The sequence below is a fragment of the Methylobacterium sp. 391_Methyba4 genome (assembly GCF_029691625.1).
GTDB lineage: Bacteria > Pseudomonadota > Alphaproteobacteria > Rhizobiales > Beijerinckiaceae > Methylobacterium > Methylobacterium fujisawaense.
On record NZ_CP121475.1, the window covers coordinates 2,651,516 to 2,669,598 of the forward strand.

The window sequence follows — 18,083 nt, forward strand, 5'->3', positions numbered from 1 at the left end:
CGCCGGAGGCGTTCGAGCGCCGCCCCCGACGGTCCTGGCCCGTGTCGGGCGCGGCCGCGCCGACGGCAGGGGGCATCACGGTCGGGAGGGATCGCGTCCTTTCCCGGGAGAGCCCCAGGTTCCGGTCCCGCTTCAGGCGCGGTCTCGGCGAGGGGCGTCGTCGCCCACGCATGGCCGGATCGGCGGGTGACCTTGGCCGCGGCGGTGCCGGCGGCCTCTTGGCGTTTGATGCAGGGGCGACGGCCGCCTTCCCTCTGGCGGTTCGTTGAGCTCGCGGCCTCGGCGGCCTATGCATAGACCCCATGGAACTCCACGCGCCCGCCAACCGACCCTTGGCACCCATCGTCTGCCAACCGCCGCCCGCCGGAAAGGCGGCGCCGTTCCTGCCGATGAGCCGCGCCGAGATGGCGGCGCTCGGATGGGACGCCTGCGACATCGTGCTGGTGACGGGCGATGCCTATGTGGATCACCCCAGCTTCGGCATGGCCATCATCGGCCGGCTGCTCGAAGCGCAGGGGTTCAAGGTCGGCATCATCGCCCAGCCGGACTGGCAGTCGGCTGAGCCGTTCAAGGTTCTGGGCAAGCCGAAGCTGTTCTTCGGCGTCACCGGCGGCAATCTCGACTCGATGGTGAACCGCTACACCGCGGACCGCCGGCTGCGCCACGACGACGCCTATACGGCCGGCGGCGAAGGCGGCCGGCGGCCGGACCGCTCGACCATCGTCTACACGCAGCGCTGCCGCGAGGCCTACAAGGACGTGCCGATCGTGCTCGGCGGTATCGAGGCGTCGCTGCGCCGCATCGCCCATTACGATTACTGGTCCGACAAGGTGCGCCGCTCGATCCTCGCGGACGCGAAGGCCGATCTGCTCATCTACGGCAATGCCGAGCGCGCCGTCGTCGAGGTGGCGAACCGTCTCGCGGCCGGCGAGGCGCCGCAGGAACTCGACGCCGTCCGGGGCGTCGCCCTGTTCCGCCGCGTGCCCGAGCATTACACCGAGCTGCCCGCCGACGATCTCGATTCGACCGACGAGGCCGCCGCCCGCCGCCCCGGCGAGACCGTGATCCGGCTCCCCGCCTACGAGCAGGTCAAGGACGACAAGGAGGCCTATGCCCGCGCCTCGCGGGTGCTGCACCGGGAGGCCAACCCCGGCAACGCCCGCCCGCTCGTCCAGCGCCACGGCGACCGCGACCTGTGGCTGAACCCGCCGCCGATCCCGCTCTCCAGCGAGGAGATGGATGCGGTCTACGACCTGCCCTACGCCCGCGCCCCCCATCCGTCCTACGGCGACGCGAAGATCCCCGCCTGGGACATGATCAAGTTCTCGGTGACGATCATGCGCGGCTGCTTCGGCGGCTGCACCTTCTGCTCCATCACCGAGCACGAGGGCCGCGTCATCCAGAACCGCTCGGAGGGCTCGATCCTGCGCGAGATCGAGAAGATCCGCGACAAGACGCCGGGCTTCACGGGGGTGATCTCGGATGTCGGCGGGCCGACGGCGAACATGTACCGGATGGCGTGCAAGGACCCGAAGATCGAGGCGGCGTGCCGGCTGCCGTCCTGCGTCTTTCCGGATATCTGCCCGAACCTGAACACCTCGCACGACGACCTGATCCGGCTCTACCGCAAGGTCCGGGAGGTGAAGGGCGTCAAGAAGGTCATGGTCGCCTCCGGCGTGCGCTACGACCTCGCCGTCCGGAGCCCCGAATACGTCAAGGAGCTCGTGACCCATCACGTCGGCGGCCGTCTCAAGATCGCGCCCGAGCACACCGAGCGCGGCCCCCTCGACCTGATGATGAAGCCGGGCATCGGCACGTATGACCGCTTCAAGGAGATGTTCGACGCCGCCGCCAAGCAGGCCGGCAAGAAATACTACCTGATCCCGTATTTCATCGCGGCGCATCCGGGCACGACCGACGAGGACATGATGCACCTCGCCCTCTGGCTCAAGAAGAACGACTATCGCGCCGATCAGGTCCAGACGTTCCTGCCCTCGCCGATGGCCACCGCCACGACCATGTATCACACCGAGATCAACCCGTTGCAGGGCGTGCGGCGCGGCGGCAGCGAGCCGGTCGACGCGATCAAGGGGATGCGGCAGCGCCGGCTGCACAAGGCGTTCCTGCGCTACCACGATCCCGAGAACTGGCCCCTGCTGCGCGAGGCGCTGCGGGCGATGGGTCGCGCGGATCTCATCGGGCCGAGGCCGGACCAGCTCGTTCCGCTCTCGCAGCCGCCGGGAACGGGCGCCGGTGCGGGCAAGGCGGGTGGCCAGCCGCGCCCCATGCGCCATCCGGGTGCGCCGCGTTTCACCACGAAGGGCGTGCCGGTGAGGAAGTGATGGCCGCGCGCGGCTGATCGACGGATGTTCCGAGAGCTGCGTTCGACCGAGGCTGCATCCACATGGATCGAGCGCGGACATCCATGGATGTCGGGCGCGGACCAATGGCCACGGCTTGCGCGTGTTCGGAATCGGATGGCTTTGCGCGGTCGCGCGTGGCGACGCGGGCGCCTTCGATCCGAGGGACACGAAGGACGCCGTCAACCTGCGCTTCGGGGTCGTGGACCCTGATGCAGGATTGCGGGCCGGGAAGGCGCGAGGGCCAAGTCCGACGCGAGCGCCTTCATCCTGAGTATCCCGGCCCCGCTGGAGACGGAAAACGAGGGCCAGCTCCCCCGGCCAGTTCGAGCCGGTCGCGCACCCCTGGACGTCCTGCAGGGTGAGCCGGTGCTGCTAATCGGCGAGGCTCGACAATCCTGCCGCGTGCGAACCCTCCGGGTCGGGCACCTCCCGCCGTTACTTTATCCGGTCGTCGCGGTGCCTGTAGCGCAGAATCGTGAAAAGCCACGCCTTCGAGGCAGCGCCGGGCCGCTAGCTGGTTCAATGCTCCCGGGCCTTGAGCAACGTGTACTGCACGAGGTCGTCGCTCTCGGTGGCGTCGCGGTTCAGCGACAGCGCAGACCGACGCAGATGCGGCACCCCCGCGACAAGTTCGGCCGCGAAGCCGTGGCCCGACGGCGTCTCGGCCGTGTCCAGCGCCTCCAAGGGGCGCCGGAAAGAGGCCGCCAACGGGAATTTCTCATCGGGCAGCGCGACGTCTAAGTAGTAATTCCGCAGACCTCGCCGGATTTCGTCGCGCGCAGGCGAGATCACGGCACCGTGTACGGCAGGCGAGCGAAACTGTTCGGCGACATGGGGCACGCGAGTGGGCTCGCCGTCGTCTTGAGGGCGGCGCCCAGGACCATCCGGCGGTCCCGCAGGCGCGATGAGCATCAATCTTGGGTCGCAAATCCCCGCGTCAATGATACGTGCGTACCGGGATAATAACATAAATTTTGGAACCTGCTTGTGCGCAACCCGTTTGTGCCCGGCTGCCGAAGGGGCAGTGAGCGCGGGACGGGGTTGGGAAGCGGTGACGGCGGACGTCGACAGGCATGAACTCCGGCCCATCATCGCCGGCCTGAGTGAGGGCGAGATCCTGGTCGAGCCCGACTGGGCCAGCGCGTGGTGTGCCAACGCGGCCGCCCCGGCGATGCAGGGTGCCGAGAGGCTGAACGAGCTCGGGCCGACCATGGACGCGTACCGGGACCGGTTCTGCCTGCGCGACCGCAGCGACCGTGGCGCCATCGAGAATCTCGCCAACCTGCGAAGGCGGGAGGTCGGTCGGGCGAAGATATCCGCCGTCAACCTGACGGTGCGCGAGCGCCAGATCCTGAACCTCGTCTGCGCGGGCCGGAATAACGCGGCTAACGCCCGCACGCTCAACCTCTCACGCAATCACGACGCCGCGATCCACCGCAAGATCGGCGTCCGCAAAGGGTCGGGGGCGGTCGTCTGGGGTCGAGGGAACGGATTTCCGATGCAAGTCTCTGGAGCAAAATGATTACCGTACCGGTATAATTTGCTCATTGAACACGGAGACGGGACGATCATCTCATCGTCGGTGCAGGGTTTTCTCGAACACGACGGAGCACCCATGGCCGAAGACAGGAGTTCCACTTCCGCCGAGCACCTCAAGGGCTCGGTCAAAGAAGCCCTCGGCAAGCTCACCGGCGACATCCGGGTCGAGGCCGAGGGGCGACGGCAGAAGCGCGAGGCCCGCGCCGCCAAGTCCGTCGGGATCCAGCCCGCCAAGCCGGGTAGGGACTGACGCGAATTCGACCGGCGCCCCGACGCGGAGGCGCCGACCCACACCACCATCACGCAAGGAGAACGACATGGTTGACACGGATCGGATCACGGGCGCCGCCAAGGAAATCGGCGGCAAGGTGCAGGGCGCGGTGGGCGATCTGACCGGCTCGCGGCGGGACTCGGTCGAGGGGCGCGCCCGCGAGGCGGCCGGCCAGGCCGAGAACCTCTACGGCCAGGCCAAGGACACCGTGCGTGACGCGGCCGAGCACGTCGCCGACACCGCCCGCGATATCGGCGGCCGAATTCGCGAGACCGTGGGCGGCCTCGTCGGCTCCGACGACGTCGAGGATCGGGCGCGCCGCGCGCAGGGCGCCGCCGAGGACCACTTCGACCGGGCCCGTCGCTCCGTGCGCCGCGCCGCCGACGACGCCTCCGATTACGCGGAAGACGCTTACGAGCGCGGCGCTCGCGCCCTGCGCCATGGCCAGGGCGGTGTGAGCGGCCAGGTCGCCGAGTACCCCCTCGCCTCCCTGCTGATCGCCGGCGCCGTCGGCTTCGGCCTCGGCCTGCTCGTCTCGGGCACCCGCGACTGAGCCGCCGACCCACGACTTCGAACGACCCAAGACCCGGAGTGAAAGAGTGACCATCCAGACGACCGCTTCCCCCCTCGCCACGACAGCCACGCAGGCCGACACGCGTGCCGTGCTGCTCAACCAAGTGTCCTGGGGGGCCATCTTCGCCGGCGCCGTCACCGCTTTGGTGACCCAGGTCATCGTGAACCTCGTCGGCGTCGGGGTGGGCCTGGCCTCCGTCGGCACCACCGCCGCCGACAACCCGTCGGCCTCCACCGTCTCGATGGGCGCTGGCATCTGGTTCGTGGCCTCGGGCATCGTCGCCTCGCTGGCCGGCGGCCTGATCGCGGGCCGGCTCTCGGGCAAGCCCCTGCCGGGCGCCGCCGCCCTGCACGGTCTCGTCTCCTGGGCGGTGACGACGCTGGTCGTGCTCTACCTGCTGACCTCGGCCGCCAGCGGCTTGGTCGGCGGCACGCTGAGCACCGTCTCGGGCGCGCTCGGCGGCGCGGGCAACCTCGTGGGCGGCACCGTGCAGACGGCGGCCCAGGCGGCGGCGCCGTCGCTGTCGAAGATCTCGAACCCGCTGGACGGCATCGAGGACAAGGTCCGCCAGCAGGCCGCCGGCCAGGACCCGCAGGCGGCTCGTGATGCCGCGGTGGCGGCGGTGCGCGCCGTGCTGACCGGTGACCCCGCCCAGAAGGAGCAGGCCAAGAACCGCGCCGCCGACGCGCTGGCCAAGGCCCAGGGTATCTCGCCCGACCAGGCCAAGGCGCAGATCGACGACTACCAGAAGCAGTACGAGCAGGCCGTCACCACCGCCAAGCAGAAGGCTGAGGCCGCTGCCGTCACGGCGAAGTCCGCCGCCACCCAGGGCGCGTTCTACGCCGCCATCGCCCTGATCCTTGGCGCGCTGGCGGCCTTCTTCGGCGGTCGCCTCGGCGCCCCGAAGCCGGCGACGCTCCTCTCCTCCTACGACGCCCGCCGCGTCTGAACCCCTTCACCGGCCCCCGCCCACGGGCGGGGGTCTTCACCGGCCGGAGCATCCGGCCTCACTCGCGAAGCAGGAGCGCACGATGAGCAGCACCACCGACAAGCTCAAGGGTCTGGCCAACGAGGCCGTCGGCAACGTCAAGCAGGGCGTCGGCAACGTGACCGGCAACGACAAGCTCGTGGCCGAGGGCAAGGCGCAGGAGCTGAAGGGCGAGGCGCAGAAGACCGTGGGCGACGTCAAGGACGGCGCCAAGAACCTCGCCGACAAGGTCACCGGCAAGCACTGATCGCGACTCCAGCGGCGCCGGTACGGCCGGCGCCGCCCGAGAGAGCCGTGTCCGATGAGCAGAGGAGTGAACCATGAACCGCGACCAGATTCGTGGCGCGTCCCGTCACCTCCAGGGTCGCGCCCAGACCGCCGTCGGCGGCCTGACCGGTGATCCGATCCGCCAAGTGCGCGGCGCCGCCAATCAAGTGGCCGGCGGCGCACAATACGCCTACGGCCGCGCCCGCGACCGGGCCGAGGACCTCGCCGAGGACGGCCGTCACCTCGCTCACGAGGTCTGGGAGCGCGCCGACGACCTCGTCGAGGACGGCCGCCATGTCGCCCAGGAGGCCCGCCGCCGGGTGCAGACCCACGGCCGCCGCGCGATCCGCTATGCCGATGCTAACCGCACCACGACGCTGCTCGCCTTCGTCGGCGTGGCCTTCGCGCTCGGCTGGCTCGCTCGTTCCTCGCGCTGACACCGCGCCAACCTGGAGATCCCGATGATCCGCAAGCTTCTGACTGCCTTCCTGCTGCCCCGCGTGATCGCCTTCGTCACGCGCCGCGTCACCGGCCGGGCGACCACGCCGCCACGTCGCGGCTACTGACCGCCAAGCCCGGCGATTTCTGCCGATCCATCACGGAAAGGACGCGACATGAGCAAGGGATACCCCTCGATGACCGCCCTGCTGGGCCTGCTCGCGGTGGCGGGCTACCAGAACAGGGACAAGATCGCGGAGTGGCTCGGCACTCCCGCCCGGGACGCCCACGGGTCGGTCGTGCCGCCGGTGGCGCGGACCTCCCCGGCGACCGGGTCCGCGGCTCCCTCCAACCTCGAGCGCGTGCTCGGCGGGGTCGGCTCGGCCGGGGTCGGCGGCCTGCTGGCCAGCGGGTTGGCCGAGCTCGTCGAGCACTTCACCAAGGGTGGCCACGGCGAGACCGCGAAGTCCTGGGTCAATCAGGGCGCCAACCGCGACATCGCCGAGCCGGACCTGGAGCGCGCCATCGGCCCGCTGACCCTGGAGCACCTCACCCAGCAGACCGGCCTGAGCCGCTCGGAGATCCTATCGCGCCTGTCGCGCGAACTGCCGTCGGCCATCGACCGCTACGCGACGGACGGCCGCCGCTTCGCCTGACAGCGGGACCCGAACGTCCCGGTCGTCCCATGGGGCGGTCGGGCAGCCGACCAGGGCCGGCATCAGGCGGCAGCTTGCACGATGCGGGGGAACCGTCACGCCATGATCACCGCCCTGCGTCGCATCCTCATCACGGCGCTCATCGCCGCGCTTGCCGGCCTCGGGGTGGTCGTGGCCCTGCTCGGCCGGCGCCCGCGGACACGCCTCATGCAACGGACCGCGGTCCCGGTCCCGGTTGCGGCTCCCGTGCCGGCCCCCCGCACGACCGGCGGCAGGCGGGGGCTGGCTATCGGGCTCGTGTGCCTGTTGATCCTGACGGGGCTGGCCGGGCTCGTCTACGAGCGCCATGACGCGACCTTCGGGGTCGTGTCTCGCGCGCCGGACGGCGCGGGTCAGCCGCTCGCCGCCCTGCCGCCGTCCGACACCGGGACCGCCCGCACGCCGAGCCAAGCGGACGAGAGGACGACCCAGTCGGCGCGGACGCGCGAAGAGCCCGGCCCACCGGCCAACCGTCCGCCTTCGCGCCCGTCGGCATCGGCCGCGCCGGGGTTCGACGTCGTGCGCGTCGAGCCGAACGGCGACGCCGTGATCGCCGGACGGGCGGCGCCGAACGCGTCCGTCGAGGTGCTCGTCGATGGCCAACCCGTGGCGCGCGCGCAGGCCGATGCCGGAGGGCACTTCACCCTCACGCCACCGCCCCTCCCGGCCGGGAGCAGCGAGATCGGGCTGCGTGCGACGGATGCGAAGGGCGACACGCAACGGTCGTCGACCCGCGTCGCGGTGGTGGTCGCGCCGGCCCGGGATGCCAGACCCCTCGTCGCCCTGTCGTCGCCCGACGCGCCGACCCAGGTCCTGTCCCGGCCGGATGGCCCGGCCCCGGGTAACCCGGCTCCCACGACGGTGCCGGGTCGGGATGCGCCGAACGCCGGGCGAGACGAGCCGGGCGCCGATGCCGGCATCCCGACGACGGGTATCGGGACCGGCGCGCGCCGAGCAGGCGGGGCGACGTCGCCGACCGATCCCACACCCCGAGGGGCTCGCCCGGCCGAGAAGCCCGTCGCCGACGCGACGACGGCATCGCCCAAGGTCGTCAGCATCGATGCCCAGGACGGAGGCAAGCTCTTCGTCACCGGACGGGCAGCCCCCGGGGCCAGCCTGCGGCTCTACCTGAACGATTCGCCGGTCGCCCCGGCAACGGTGGGCCGCGACGGCACCGTGACATTCACCATCGGCCAGGGCGTGAAGCCCGGCAAATACAGGGTCCGGCTCGATCTGGTCGATCCCGTGACGGGCAAGGTCCGGGATCGGGCAGAGGTGCCGTTCACGGCGCCCGGTGCCGGCCACGACGAGGGGGTGGAATACGCGGCGACCCAACAGGGCGGAGTTCCGCAGACCACCGTGCCAAACCCGTCGGAGCGAGGGCCCCCCGGAGATGCCGCGGCGCTGCGCGCGGACCCGGCGCGACCCACCGGCACCGGCAGCTTGGCGGCTGACGTTCCGTCCGGGGCCATGGCGGACTCGGCCGAAGTCTACGTCCCCCGGATCGAGACAGCCCGCATCGTGCGCGGCGACAATCTTTGGACGATCAGCCGCCGGACCTACGGCGAGGGCGAACGCTACACGCTGATCTTCGACGCCAACCAGGACCAAGTCCGCGATCCGGACCTCATCTATCCCGGACAGGTCCTCGTGCTCCCGGACAAGGACGTCGTCGACGCCGGCCAGACCGGCAAGCGCGACTGACTGGGTCATCTCCCACGCTGCGAAGACTGGTTTCGCCGCGTGGGCGGGGTTGTCCGGGTTCGTCTGGGCGGCGGGTCAACCTCGGTTCGGGACGGCTATGACGCCGCCAGGCCGGTCCGATACAGCGACCAACCAGACCTGTGCGACGTGACAGGGCCGGATGGCATCGACAGGCGCTGCCGAGCACTCCGTGCCGGCTCCAGGCGCCTCGCTGTCGGGTTCGACGGTCCGGGCGCGTGCGAAGGACGCGTCTTGGCGATGCCCCAGCCGCCTGCGTGTCGCAGAGCAGGGCCGCGCCTCTGCGGCGCCGCGCGCTGGCGCGGCGCCGCTTGCGGTTCAGTAGCTGACGTAGCCGCCGGCGCCCTGAGAAGGGCGCACCGGGCCGCCGGTATTCACGGACGGGGCTGCCCGCTGGCGCTCGGCCCGACGGTTGGCCAAGGCGCGGCCGGCGGCGCAGCCACCGACGGCGCCGAGGACGCCGTGCCCGGCATAGTGGCCGGCGATGCCGCCGACGATGGCACCCTTGATGCAGCCCTTCGCCTCGGCCGCCTGACCGGCGGCCAGAAGGGCACTCGCCGCCACAGCGGCCACAGCGACACGCTTCATCATGATAATCTTCCCTCCGCGGCATCTCCGTGGCCGCAGCGACGATTTAGGTATTCAGAGCGCGTCATGAAGATGCCGTGGTGCAAATTTCCATGAATTTCACCACTTGAATTTCCGAGGCATACTACAGAATGACGATCCGTTCGCGTCGATGCTCCGCGATGACGAAAATGAACATTGCTTGAACGGAGGCGAGCCGTCGATGGAAGAGAGGGTTGCTCCTGTCCTGGGCGTTCGCCGCGTCAGGTCTTCGTGACGCGACCGGCCTGGCCTGCCGACATGGGCCGGCCGCCCGACCTGATCCTCCGGCGGCTCCGGACGACCTGACGGAGGACGACGGAGATCTGGTCGGCCGAGCAGGGGGTGTGCCGGAGCTCGAAGCCGTTCGCGCCCTCCCCCGCGTTGGTCGCCATACCGCAGAGCCACGGCGTGGATGCGCTGCCGACCGGTCTCGTCCGAGCGCCCGAGATCACGCAGAGAACCGTTCTCGACGCACCGCCGGATGGTTCCGCGCTCCGTCAGGCTGAAGCCTTCGCGTTTCAGGCGTGCATCGCGTTCGCTGTCGTGCCCCGCCGCGAAATCCTTCGTGGCCGCCAGTGCCTGCAGGCGTGCGAAGGCGCCGAAGTCCCGCTCACGTTCCTCCAAGAGCGAAAACCCGTCGCCGATCGAGCGCCATGCGCCCTTCCCGTAAGCAGCCCTTCGTCGGCCGTCCGGCAATTTCGGCTCGGGGTGGGAGCCGACTTCAACTTGTCGTCTCGAAACAAACAGCGCGAGACATCGGACACCATCAGTGAGCGCAGATCAGGCGGCCTTCACGCCTGCCAGGAAGCGCGAGACTTCCTGCGTCAGGTTCTCCGCATGATGTGCAAGCTCCCGGGCCGCACCGAGCACCTGAGTTGCCGCGGCGCTCGTCTGGCCTGCACCCTCGCGCACGTTGGTCATGGCCGCCGTCACGAGGCTCGTCCCCTGCGCGGCATGAGCCACATTCCGCGCGATCTCCTGCGTCGTGGCGCCCTGCTGCTCCATTGCTGCTGCGATCCCAATGGATGTGTCTGAGATCTCGCCGATGACGCGTTCCAGGTCCTGGATGTCCAAGACCGCTTGATGCGTCACGGCTTGGATCTCGGCGACCTGCTCACCGATCTCACCCGTTGCTTTCGTGGTCTGACCAGCCAAGTGCTTTACCTCGGCGGCGACGACGGCGAAGCCTTTCCCAGCCTCGCCAGCGCGCGCCGCCTCGATCGTGGCGTTGAGCGCCAGCAGATTGGTCTGCGACGCGATGTTGGAGATTACCGACACGACTGAGCTGATGCGCTCGGCGCTGACGGTAAGCTTCTGAACTGTAAGGTCCGTTTGCTTCGCCTTGTCGACGCCCTGATAGGCGACACCGGCTGAATGGCCGACCTGCTGGACGATCTCCTGCACGGACGCGGACATCTCCTCGCTGGCTGCGGCGACTGTTTGGACGTTGACCGACGTCTGGAGCGCCGAGCCGGCGGCGGCCACAGTCTGCTCTGTGGTTTCGGCAGCCGTAACCGCCATAGCGTTCGCGGTGGCCTCCATTTCGGTGGCCGCGCCTGCCAGCCCCTGAACAAGGGCGGAGACGTTGTGCTCGAACTCCGTCATCATCACGGCCAGCACGCTCACCCGGCGCAACTTGAGTTCGTTCTCGACAGCCTGCGCCTCAGCAAGTTTCCGGGTGAGTTCAGCGTTGCGCGTGGCTTCCGCCGTGGCATGCTCGGATGCCGTCATCGCCTTCGCCAATTGATTGACCGCCAGCATGAGCGCGCCGGCCTCGACAAGAAGGATCACGGCGTGGATGACGACGCGGGTGTAATCAGCGCCGTCCGGAAATACGGCTGCCGGATAGAGCACGTTCAGAGCGAGATGATGGATAGCGACCACACCCGTGGCTGCAAGGATGGCGCTCCAGCAACACCAGCCGGCCACGACGGCGAGAGCGGCGAAGAACAGCATGTGCATGTCGATTTGCAGATGCGTTCCTGCCGTGCCGAACACCACCAAGCCAACGAGCGACATGGCTGCAGCGGAAGAGAGCTGGCGTGTGATCGCCGCTGGGCCATTGACGCGTGCGACCAGTCCGACAACGACGATCAGTGCGCCTCCAAAAGCAGCCGCAGCAGCAAGATTGGCGTCCGTGGCCCAGGCCGTGAGGACGGCCACGATATAGAGCAGGCCCAGCCCCCCAAGCATCACAGGCATGAAGGCGTGGCGCAGCGCCGCGAGGTTACTGACAGGCGTCATAGCTGGTGAGTTCCAATCGTGGATGATGACGCAGAGGCCCTGGGCAAGCAGCCGCTCACCGCGGTAGCTGCAACAACAAGGGTCGCGCCCTCTCGGTAGAGCGCCCACACAAGATTCGGTGGGGCAGAGCTGAGGATCAGGATGTGCCCGCGCGGCGACATCCACAGAATCCGAACGTCGACACCAGCGATCGCCGCAGGCGTCAGTTCATCAGGGCTGAGGCGTAAGACCGCGACAGGCTCATCGTGCCGCGGGCTGAGCGACAGGGTGGCAGGGCCGAGCCCACAGAGAAGGATGAAGCCGCCGACGAGGATGCTGTTTGCGCCTCTCGATCGAATGAGTCGTCCGGGCGGGTCAAAAATCGGCCGAGCCTGCGTCATTCTCTTTCATGTATGGGTCGTAGAGATTCTTTCGCCCCTATCGCCCCAAAATCTTATATAAAGCCTTTATAAAACTATATTCTTGGACCTCTTGGGTGTTTACCAAGTCTACTACAAGTAGTGTGGTTCAAATTTCCGTGATCGGGTTGGGTCAAACAGGCCTGTCAACTCTCTCCGTTGCTTCTCTGGTATTTCGGAAGTCAGCCTCAGTCTCGATCGAGCACAGTCGGGATCGGGCTGTCCGTAATCTGATCTTCTGATCATCGGGGCAGGCTTTTAGTGGGCGAGCGGCAACATCCGCTTCGATGCCTTCGCGCTCAGAACCGGACCGGCAGAAATCACCCTGAGCGGCCCTCCCGTGTCCGACCCAACCCGGCCGCCCCGACGGCTCCCTGTCGTTTCCGCAAGCAGACGCCCCGCTAGACCACCGACAACTCCGGCAGACTGATGGAGGAAGGGCTACGAAACGGCGTGCGGATTCTATCCTCTCGGGAGGTATCCGATGCACCGTGGAGCGAGGTTTCGGCGGCTCGCAAGCGCCGATTGCCATCGTCGAAATGATTCACTGAAGGGGTCATGACCTAACATGCATTAGATCATTCGCCAGCTTGTTGAATCAAAATTGACCTATTTCTGAAAAATTCAAGCTTTATACCGATTGATGCAAAAGTCCTGGAGGCAATTCTGCGACCGCTACAGCGTCCGCGACACTCGCGGCGCTGCCTACCTTAGGTATTTTTTTAACAATTTTAAATTAGAAACAGACGAACACACACTCGGAAACCATTATGAGGCCACCTGTCCTCATCGAAGAAGACGACCGCGTGGCAGCACTCGCCGCGTATGATCTCGTCGATACGGTGCCGGCACCTGCCTTCACGCAGATCGTCAGCTTGGCCACCCGCCTGTTCGACGTCCCTACCGCCTTTGTTTCACTGGTCGACCGCAGCCGGCAGATCTTTCACGCCAAGGTCGGCCTTGACCTGTGTGAGACGGACCGGGAGGTCGCGTTCTGCTCCCATACCATCGCGCAGCGCGACACTCTCGTTGTCCTCGATGCCACCCTCGACCCACGCTTTTGCGACAATCCTCTGGTTGTTGGACCGCCATATATTCGCTTCTACGCCGGGATCCCGCTCGTCGCACCGTCGGGCCACGCCGTCGGCACATTGTGTCTCGTCGATACGCGGCCACATCACGGCTTCTCCGCCGCGGATCAGACGATCCTGCGGAATCTGGCGGACCTCGCCCTCGACCGCATGGAACTGCGACGGCTGCAGGTTGCCGAGCGGGCAAGTCACGCGCGCTTCCTCCAGATTGCATCCACCTCGCCGAGCGGCATCGTCTGCGCGGACGCTGCGGGCCATATCACCTTCTGGAACGATGCCGCCGAAGGCTTGTTCGGCTACTGTGCCACCGAGGCGGTCGGGCAATCGATCGATCTGGTCGTGCCCGAGCGCATGCGCAGGGGCCATGACGGCGGTCTGCACCGGATCGCCGCCGGCGGTGAACCCCGTCTCCTCGGCAAGACCGTCGAGTTGCCCGCGCGGCACCGCGACGGGACGGAATTCCCGATCGAGCTGTCGCTGTCGCGCTGGGAGGAGCAGGGACAACCCGCTTTCGGCGCGATCATCCGCGACATTCGCGAGCGGCGCGCCAACGAGGAGCGCCTGTTCCGCCTCGCCCATCTGGATCCCCTGACCGAACTGCCCAACCGGGCCGTGCTGCGCGAGCGGTTGACCGAGATCGTCACGGCCATGCGGGCCGTCTCCGTGCTGATGTTCGACCTCGACGGCTTCAAGGAGATCAACGACAGCCACGGGCATGCCACGGGCGACGCCGCCCTCAAGGCGATGGCTGCACGCTTGCTGGCCTGCGTGCGCCCCATCGACACGGTCTCCCGGCTGGGCGGTGACGAGTTCGTGCTCATCATGCCTGACATCGGGGATCCTCTGCGTGCGGCCGCGGTCGCCGAAGCGATCATCACGGCGGTCGCGGAGCCGTTCGAGCACGCGGGGCAGACCCTCCGGGTCGGTACGAGCGTCGGCATCGCCCTCGCGCCCGCCCATGGCGAGAATGCCGACGACCTTCTCTCCTGTGCGGATCTTGCTTTGTACCAAGCCAAGAGCGAGGGGCGACATTGCTACAGGTTGTTCGCCCCCATGCTCCGAGAGCGGGCCCAGCGCACGCGTACGCTGCGGGACGAGCTCGGCCGTGCCGTGGAGAATGACGAGTTCGTGCTGTTCTATCAGCCGCAGGTACGCATGCGGGACGGAGCACTGACCGGCGCCGAGGCGCTGATCCGCTGGCAGCATCCCGAGCGCGGCCTCCTCGCGCCCGGGGCGTTTCTGGACGTGTTGGACAAGAGTCGCTACGCCGCACAAGTCGGTGACTGGGTGCTGCGCACCGCTTGCCGACAGGCCGTGGCGTGGCGCGCAGCGGGCGCCGCACGCTTCCGGATCGGCGTGAACCTATGCAGTGCCCAGGTGCAGCGCGGGGACCTCGCCGAGACGGTTCAAGTTGCTCTGGCCGAAAGCGGACTGCAGGCAGACGGTCTCGAACTGGAAATTACAGAGAACATCGTGCTGCGCCACGACGCGCAACTGGTCGTCGCGCTGCGCAACCTCCGCAAGGTCGGGGTCGGCATCGCCTTTGACGATTACGGCACCGGCTACGCCTCCCTCAGCCTGCTGAAGCGCTTCCCGCTGACACGCTTAAAAATCGACCGCTCATTCGTCACGGGAAAGCTGGCATCGCATCAGGACATGACGATCGTGCGGGCGATCCTGCAGCTTGGCCACGGCTTCAAGCTGGACGTGATCGCCGAAGGAATCGAGACCGAGGCGGAGTACACGCGCCTGCGGACGAAGGGCTGCCAAGAGGGACAGGGTTACCTGTTCGGCAAGCCGATGCCGGCTGACATCTTTGCCAATCGGTTCGGGCTGAGGATCAGGGAAGACATGCCGGCCGCATTGACTGCCCGTTGATGCCTTGCGTCGCGCAGGCCTCACCCGGCAGGGATGCTGCGCTCCACACCATCGCTGACGGCGCGCAGGCGTCGGAAGAAACGAGGCCGGCGGCAGGCCATCCTGTCGGCAGACTCGGTGCTGTCGCGCCGGTCCAAGTCTGTCGGTGACGCGGTTGCACGCTTCCGTGCAACCGCCCGCGCTGCCGTTCGGCCGACGCGATAAACCGCGCACGTCTGAAGGGCGTCCGCTTACGCCCCAGACAGAACGGGGAGCGGATCGTCCCGAACCCATCCTGAGAGGCCTTCCCGCTTCCGGCCCAGTGGAGGCATTCAAGCTGCCGGTCAGGCACTCCTCAAGCGGACGCTTGATGCCGGCACATGACCGACTGCTTCGACGCTAAGGTGCAGCTTCATCCCCTGAACGCGCACGAGCGCTGATCGGATGACGGTTGCGCGTCGATTCGCGCCTCCAAGGGTAACAACTTCTGATAGATCTAATAAGATCTGAGTGCAGGACATTGACGGGGTCAATCACCATTGGTTGATCGCCGAAGAAGCAACCTATAGCCGGTTCGAATATAAATATTAAGGCTCTCCCGGCGAAGAGCAGGTTGCTTGGTGGGCTGCCTGTGAGGGCGGGAAGCCGATCCAGGCTCCCCCATCTTGCCCGTGTGGCCGCGTCACCGCCTCCACTCCGGCAGGCGCTGGGCGGCCGTGCGGGGTGCCCCGTCCAGGACCGGATCATGCGCCTTCACCTGACAGTCAAAGCGTCACTCCTCGCCGCCTTCGGCCTCCTCGCGCTCCTGTGCGCCGGCCAAGCCGTCCTCACGACTCTGACGCTCTCGGGCATCCGGGCCAACGTCACGGGCGTCGCCACGAATTGGCTCCCCTCCGTCGTGGCGATCACCAACATCCGCGCCGCGGCCGCGGACGTGCGCATCAAGCAGTTGCGGACTCTGACCCTGTCCGGCAGCCCCGAGCAGCGGGCCGAGAACGCGCGGCAGATCGATGAGGCCGTCGTGGCGCTCGCGGCCGCCCGGACGACCTACGAGCCCCTGATCTCGTCCGCCGAGGAGCGGGCTCTCTACGACGCGTTCGGCGCCACCTGGGAGCGCTACCAGACCGTCGGCCGCGAGGCGGCGCGCCTGGCGGAGGCGGGCCAGAGCGCCGACGGTGCCCGGCTCATGGCCGACCCGGCCAACATCGACCTCTACAACGCCGCGCGCGACACCCTGGTCAAGGATGTCGCCCTGAACGAGCGCGGCGCGCGCGCGGATGCGGACAGCGCCATGGCGGCGACGGATTCCGCGACCGTGACGGCTTATCTCTCGATTGTGCTGAGCGTGCTGGCGGCCTGCGGCGCGACCGCCTTCGTGCTGCTGCGCGTGTCCCGCCCGATCCAGGCGATGACCGGCACGATGACGATCCTCGCCGCGGGCGATACGAGCGGCGCGGTTCCCCACCGCGCGCGCCGCGACGAGATCGGCGCGATGGCGGCGGCCGTTCAGGTGTTCAAGGACAACCTGATCCACACGCGCCGGCTCGAAGAGGAGACCGCGCAGGCGCGCCTGGCCGCCGAAGAGCAGCGCAAGGCCGGCATGCGGCAGATGGCCGACGGCTTCGAGGCCGCGGTGGGCGGGATCATCGGCACGGTGTCGTCCTCCGCGACCGAGCTGCAGGCGACCGCGCAGGCGATGACCGCCACGGCCACCGAGACCGCCAGCCAGTCGACGACCGTGGCGGCGGCGGCCGAGGAGGCCGCCTCCAACGTCAGCACGGTGGCGGCGGCGGCCGAGGAACTCGGATCGTCGGTGCAGGAGATCGCCCGCCAGGTGCAGGGGTCGGCCAGCCTCGCCCATCTCGCGGTGAGCGAGGCCGATCAGACCGGCCTGCGCGTCCAGGAACTCAGCGCCGCCGTCTCCCGCATCGGCGACGTCGTCGGCCTGATCTCGAACATCGCCGGCCAGACCAATCTTCTCGCCCTCAACGCCACCATCGAGGCGGCGCGGGCCGGGGCTGCGGGTAAGGGCTTCGCGGTGGTCGCCTCCGAGGTGAAGGCGCTGGCCGAGCAGACCGCCAGGGCCACGCACGAGATCTCGGGGCATATCGCCCAGATCCAGGCTTCGACCGGCCAGGCGGTCACGTCGATCGCGGGCATCACCGGGCGGATCCGCGAGATCAGCGGCGTCGCCACCTCGATCGCCGCCGCCGTCGAGGAGCAGGGTGCGGCGACCCAGGAGATCGTGCGCAACGTCGCGCAGGCCTCGACCGGCACCAACGAGGTGACGGGCAACATCGCCGGCGTAGCGCAGGCGTCGGAGGAGACGGGGGCGGCGGCCTCGCAGGTCCTGTCGGCGGCCTCGGAGCTGTCGCGGCAATCCGAGTATCTTGGCGCCGAGGTCAGCCGCTTCCTCGCAACCGTGCGTGCCGCCTGAGACGAGCCTCTCGTCGCGAGCACGTAAGAGGCCGACCGAATCCTTGAACGTCCGCTTCCGTCTCATCTTCGAGCGGAAGCGGACGGGCAGAAAAACACCTGGCCCAGACATTTCGCGAGAGGCCTCACTTCAGCCGAGTCATCATTGATCATCCGGTCCGCAAGGATGAATAGTAAAAACGCCCGGACTGCAAGAATTTATTCTTCCAGACGGAAGATACATCGGGAATAGATAAATGAAAAATGCCAGGACTGCGGCTACCACCAGAAGGCCGCATGAAATCGAGATCATTAAAGTCCTGACAATCTGTTTCACGGGATCGTGCTCACAAGGGCGCACGGCGCCAGGCGTGTCTGTTTTGACAGATTTGCCATTTGAAAGCGGACTTTCGCAATTCCACCCGGAGCGGTCATCCTGCTTCCAACCCAACTGAGACGCTCAGGACAATTTTTGTCGAGCCTGATAGCGGACATTCGTTGCTACGACAGGTCCAGCTTGAAATTGGCCGATACGGCACTTTCTTTGACCGATCCGACGACGCCGACCATCCGACAAGTTGGCATAGATGATCCTCGCTCAGGCGGAGATCC

The 18,083-nt window shown here is 67.8% G+C and carries 14 protein-coding genes; 11 read left to right on the forward strand and 3 right to left on the reverse strand.

Annotation, left to right across the window (positions count from 1 at the left end):
* The first annotated feature begins 389 nt into the window (after positions 1-389).
* Complete coding sequence (locus P9K36_RS12290) at positions 390-2,342, forward strand: YgiQ family radical SAM protein (protein WP_043757291.1); 1,953 nt, start codon at positions 390-392, stop codon at positions 2,340-2,342.
* Between the two features lie 540 nt (positions 2,343-2,882).
* Here P9K36_RS12290 and P9K36_RS12295 read toward each other — a convergent pair.
* Positions 2,883-3,203: a hypothetical protein gene (locus tag P9K36_RS12295; protein WP_139231553.1), complete on the reverse strand. Its 321-nt coding sequence runs from the start codon at positions 3,201-3,203 to the stop codon at positions 2,883-2,885.
* 211 nt (positions 3,204-3,414) lie between these two features.
* On the opposite strand from P9K36_RS12295, the gene P9K36_RS12300 reads away from it, so the two are divergent.
* The 8 genes from P9K36_RS12300 (at position 3,415) to P9K36_RS12335 (ending at position 8,839) form a co-directional block, all read left to right on the forward strand.
* On the forward strand, positions 3,415-3,885 hold the full coding sequence (locus tag P9K36_RS12300; protein WP_278307120.1) for a hypothetical protein: 471 nt from the start codon (positions 3,415-3,417) through the stop codon (positions 3,883-3,885).
* 93 nt (positions 3,886-3,978) lie between these two features.
* Positions 3,979-4,152: a CsbD family protein gene (locus tag P9K36_RS12305; RefSeq protein WP_075380195.1), complete on the forward strand. Its 174-nt coding sequence runs from the start codon at positions 3,979-3,981 to the stop codon at positions 4,150-4,152.
* A 67-nt stretch (positions 4,153-4,219) separates the two neighbouring features.
* On the forward strand, positions 4,220-4,726 hold the full coding sequence (locus tag P9K36_RS12310; RefSeq protein WP_043346042.1) for a CsbD family protein: 507 nt from the start codon (positions 4,220-4,222) through the stop codon (positions 4,724-4,726).
* Positions 4,727-4,772: 46 nt separating this feature from the next.
* The gene (locus P9K36_RS12315; RefSeq protein WP_043346041.1) at positions 4,773-5,696 is read left to right on the forward strand and encodes a hypothetical protein; all 924 of its coding nucleotides are present in this window, start codon (positions 4,773-4,775) and stop codon (positions 5,694-5,696) included.
* Positions 5,697-5,778: 82 nt separating this feature from the next.
* Positions 5,779-5,982 carry a CsbD family protein gene (locus P9K36_RS12320; protein WP_043346039.1) on the forward strand — a complete coding sequence of 68 codons (204 nt, stop codon included), beginning with the start codon at positions 5,779-5,781 and terminating at the stop codon, positions 5,980-5,982.
* A gap of 73 nt (positions 5,983-6,055) precedes the next feature.
* Entirely contained in the window at positions 6,056-6,439 is a 384-nt protein-coding gene (locus tag P9K36_RS12325; RefSeq protein WP_053608516.1) for a CsbD family protein, read from the forward strand.
* A 177-nt stretch (positions 6,440-6,616) separates the two neighbouring features.
* Entirely contained in the window at positions 6,617-7,096 is a 480-nt protein-coding gene (locus tag P9K36_RS12330) for a YidB family protein (RefSeq protein ID WP_043346035.1), read from the forward strand.
* A 102-nt stretch (positions 7,097-7,198) separates the two neighbouring features.
* A complete protein-coding gene (locus P9K36_RS12335; protein WP_278307121.1) occupies positions 7,199-8,839 on the forward strand; it encodes an Ig-like domain-containing protein in 1,641 nt (546 codons plus the stop codon).
* Between the two features lie 336 nt (positions 8,840-9,175).
* On the opposite strand, the gene P9K36_RS12340 is transcribed toward P9K36_RS12335, so the two are convergent.
* Both P9K36_RS12340 and P9K36_RS12345 read right to left on the reverse strand, forming a co-directional pair.
* Complete coding sequence (locus P9K36_RS12340) at positions 9,176-9,445, reverse strand: hypothetical protein (protein WP_278307282.1); 270 nt, start codon at positions 9,443-9,445, stop codon at positions 9,176-9,178.
* Between the two features lie 801 nt (positions 9,446-10,246).
* A complete protein-coding gene (locus tag P9K36_RS12345; RefSeq protein ID WP_053608518.1) occupies positions 10,247-11,710 on the reverse strand; it encodes a methyl-accepting chemotaxis protein in 1,464 nt (487 codons plus the stop codon).
* Positions 11,711-12,914: 1,204 nt separating this feature from the next.
* Between P9K36_RS12345 and P9K36_RS12350 the strand changes: the two genes are divergently transcribed.
* A complete protein-coding gene (locus P9K36_RS12350; RefSeq protein ID WP_278307122.1) occupies positions 12,915-15,077 on the forward strand; it encodes an EAL domain-containing protein in 2,163 nt (720 codons plus the stop codon).
* 724 nt (positions 15,078-15,801) lie between these two features.
* Entirely contained in the window at positions 15,802-17,493 is a 1,692-nt protein-coding gene (locus tag P9K36_RS12355) for a methyl-accepting chemotaxis protein (RefSeq protein ID WP_278307123.1), read from the forward strand.
* Positions 17,494-18,083: the final 590 nt, after the last annotated feature.

Excerpts from the sequence above, each read along its gene's own strand:
- P9K36_RS12345 (WP_053608518.1), bottom strand. The coding sequence starts at position 11,710 with ATGACGCCTGTCAGTAACCTCGCGGCGCTGCGCCACGCCTTCATGCCT.
- P9K36_RS12355 (WP_278307123.1), top strand. The coding sequence starts at position 15,802 with ATGCGCCTTCACCTGACAGTCAAAGCGTCACTCCTCGCCGCCTTCGGC.
- P9K36_RS12320 (WP_043346039.1), top strand. The coding sequence starts at position 5,779 with ATGAGCAGCACCACCGACAAGCTCAAGGGTCTGGCCAACGAGGCCGTC.
- P9K36_RS12340 (WP_278307282.1), bottom strand. The coding sequence starts at position 9,445 with ATGAAGCGTGTCGCTGTGGCCGCTGTGGCGGCGAGTGCCCTTCTGGCC.
- P9K36_RS12325 (WP_053608516.1), top strand. The coding sequence starts at position 6,056 with ATGAACCGCGACCAGATTCGTGGCGCGTCCCGTCACCTCCAGGGTCGC.
- P9K36_RS12330 (WP_043346035.1), top strand. The coding sequence starts at position 6,617 with ATGAGCAAGGGATACCCCTCGATGACCGCCCTGCTGGGCCTGCTCGCG.
- P9K36_RS12310 (WP_043346042.1), top strand. The coding sequence starts at position 4,220 with ATGGTTGACACGGATCGGATCACGGGCGCCGCCAAGGAAATCGGCGGC.
- P9K36_RS12305 (WP_075380195.1), top strand. The coding sequence starts at position 3,979 with ATGGCCGAAGACAGGAGTTCCACTTCCGCCGAGCACCTCAAGGGCTCG.
- P9K36_RS12335 (WP_278307121.1), top strand. The coding sequence starts at position 7,199 with ATGATCACCGCCCTGCGTCGCATCCTCATCACGGCGCTCATCGCCGCG.
- P9K36_RS12290 (WP_043757291.1), top strand. The coding sequence starts at position 390 with ATGAGCCGCGCCGAGATGGCGGCGCTCGGATGGGACGCCTGCGACATC.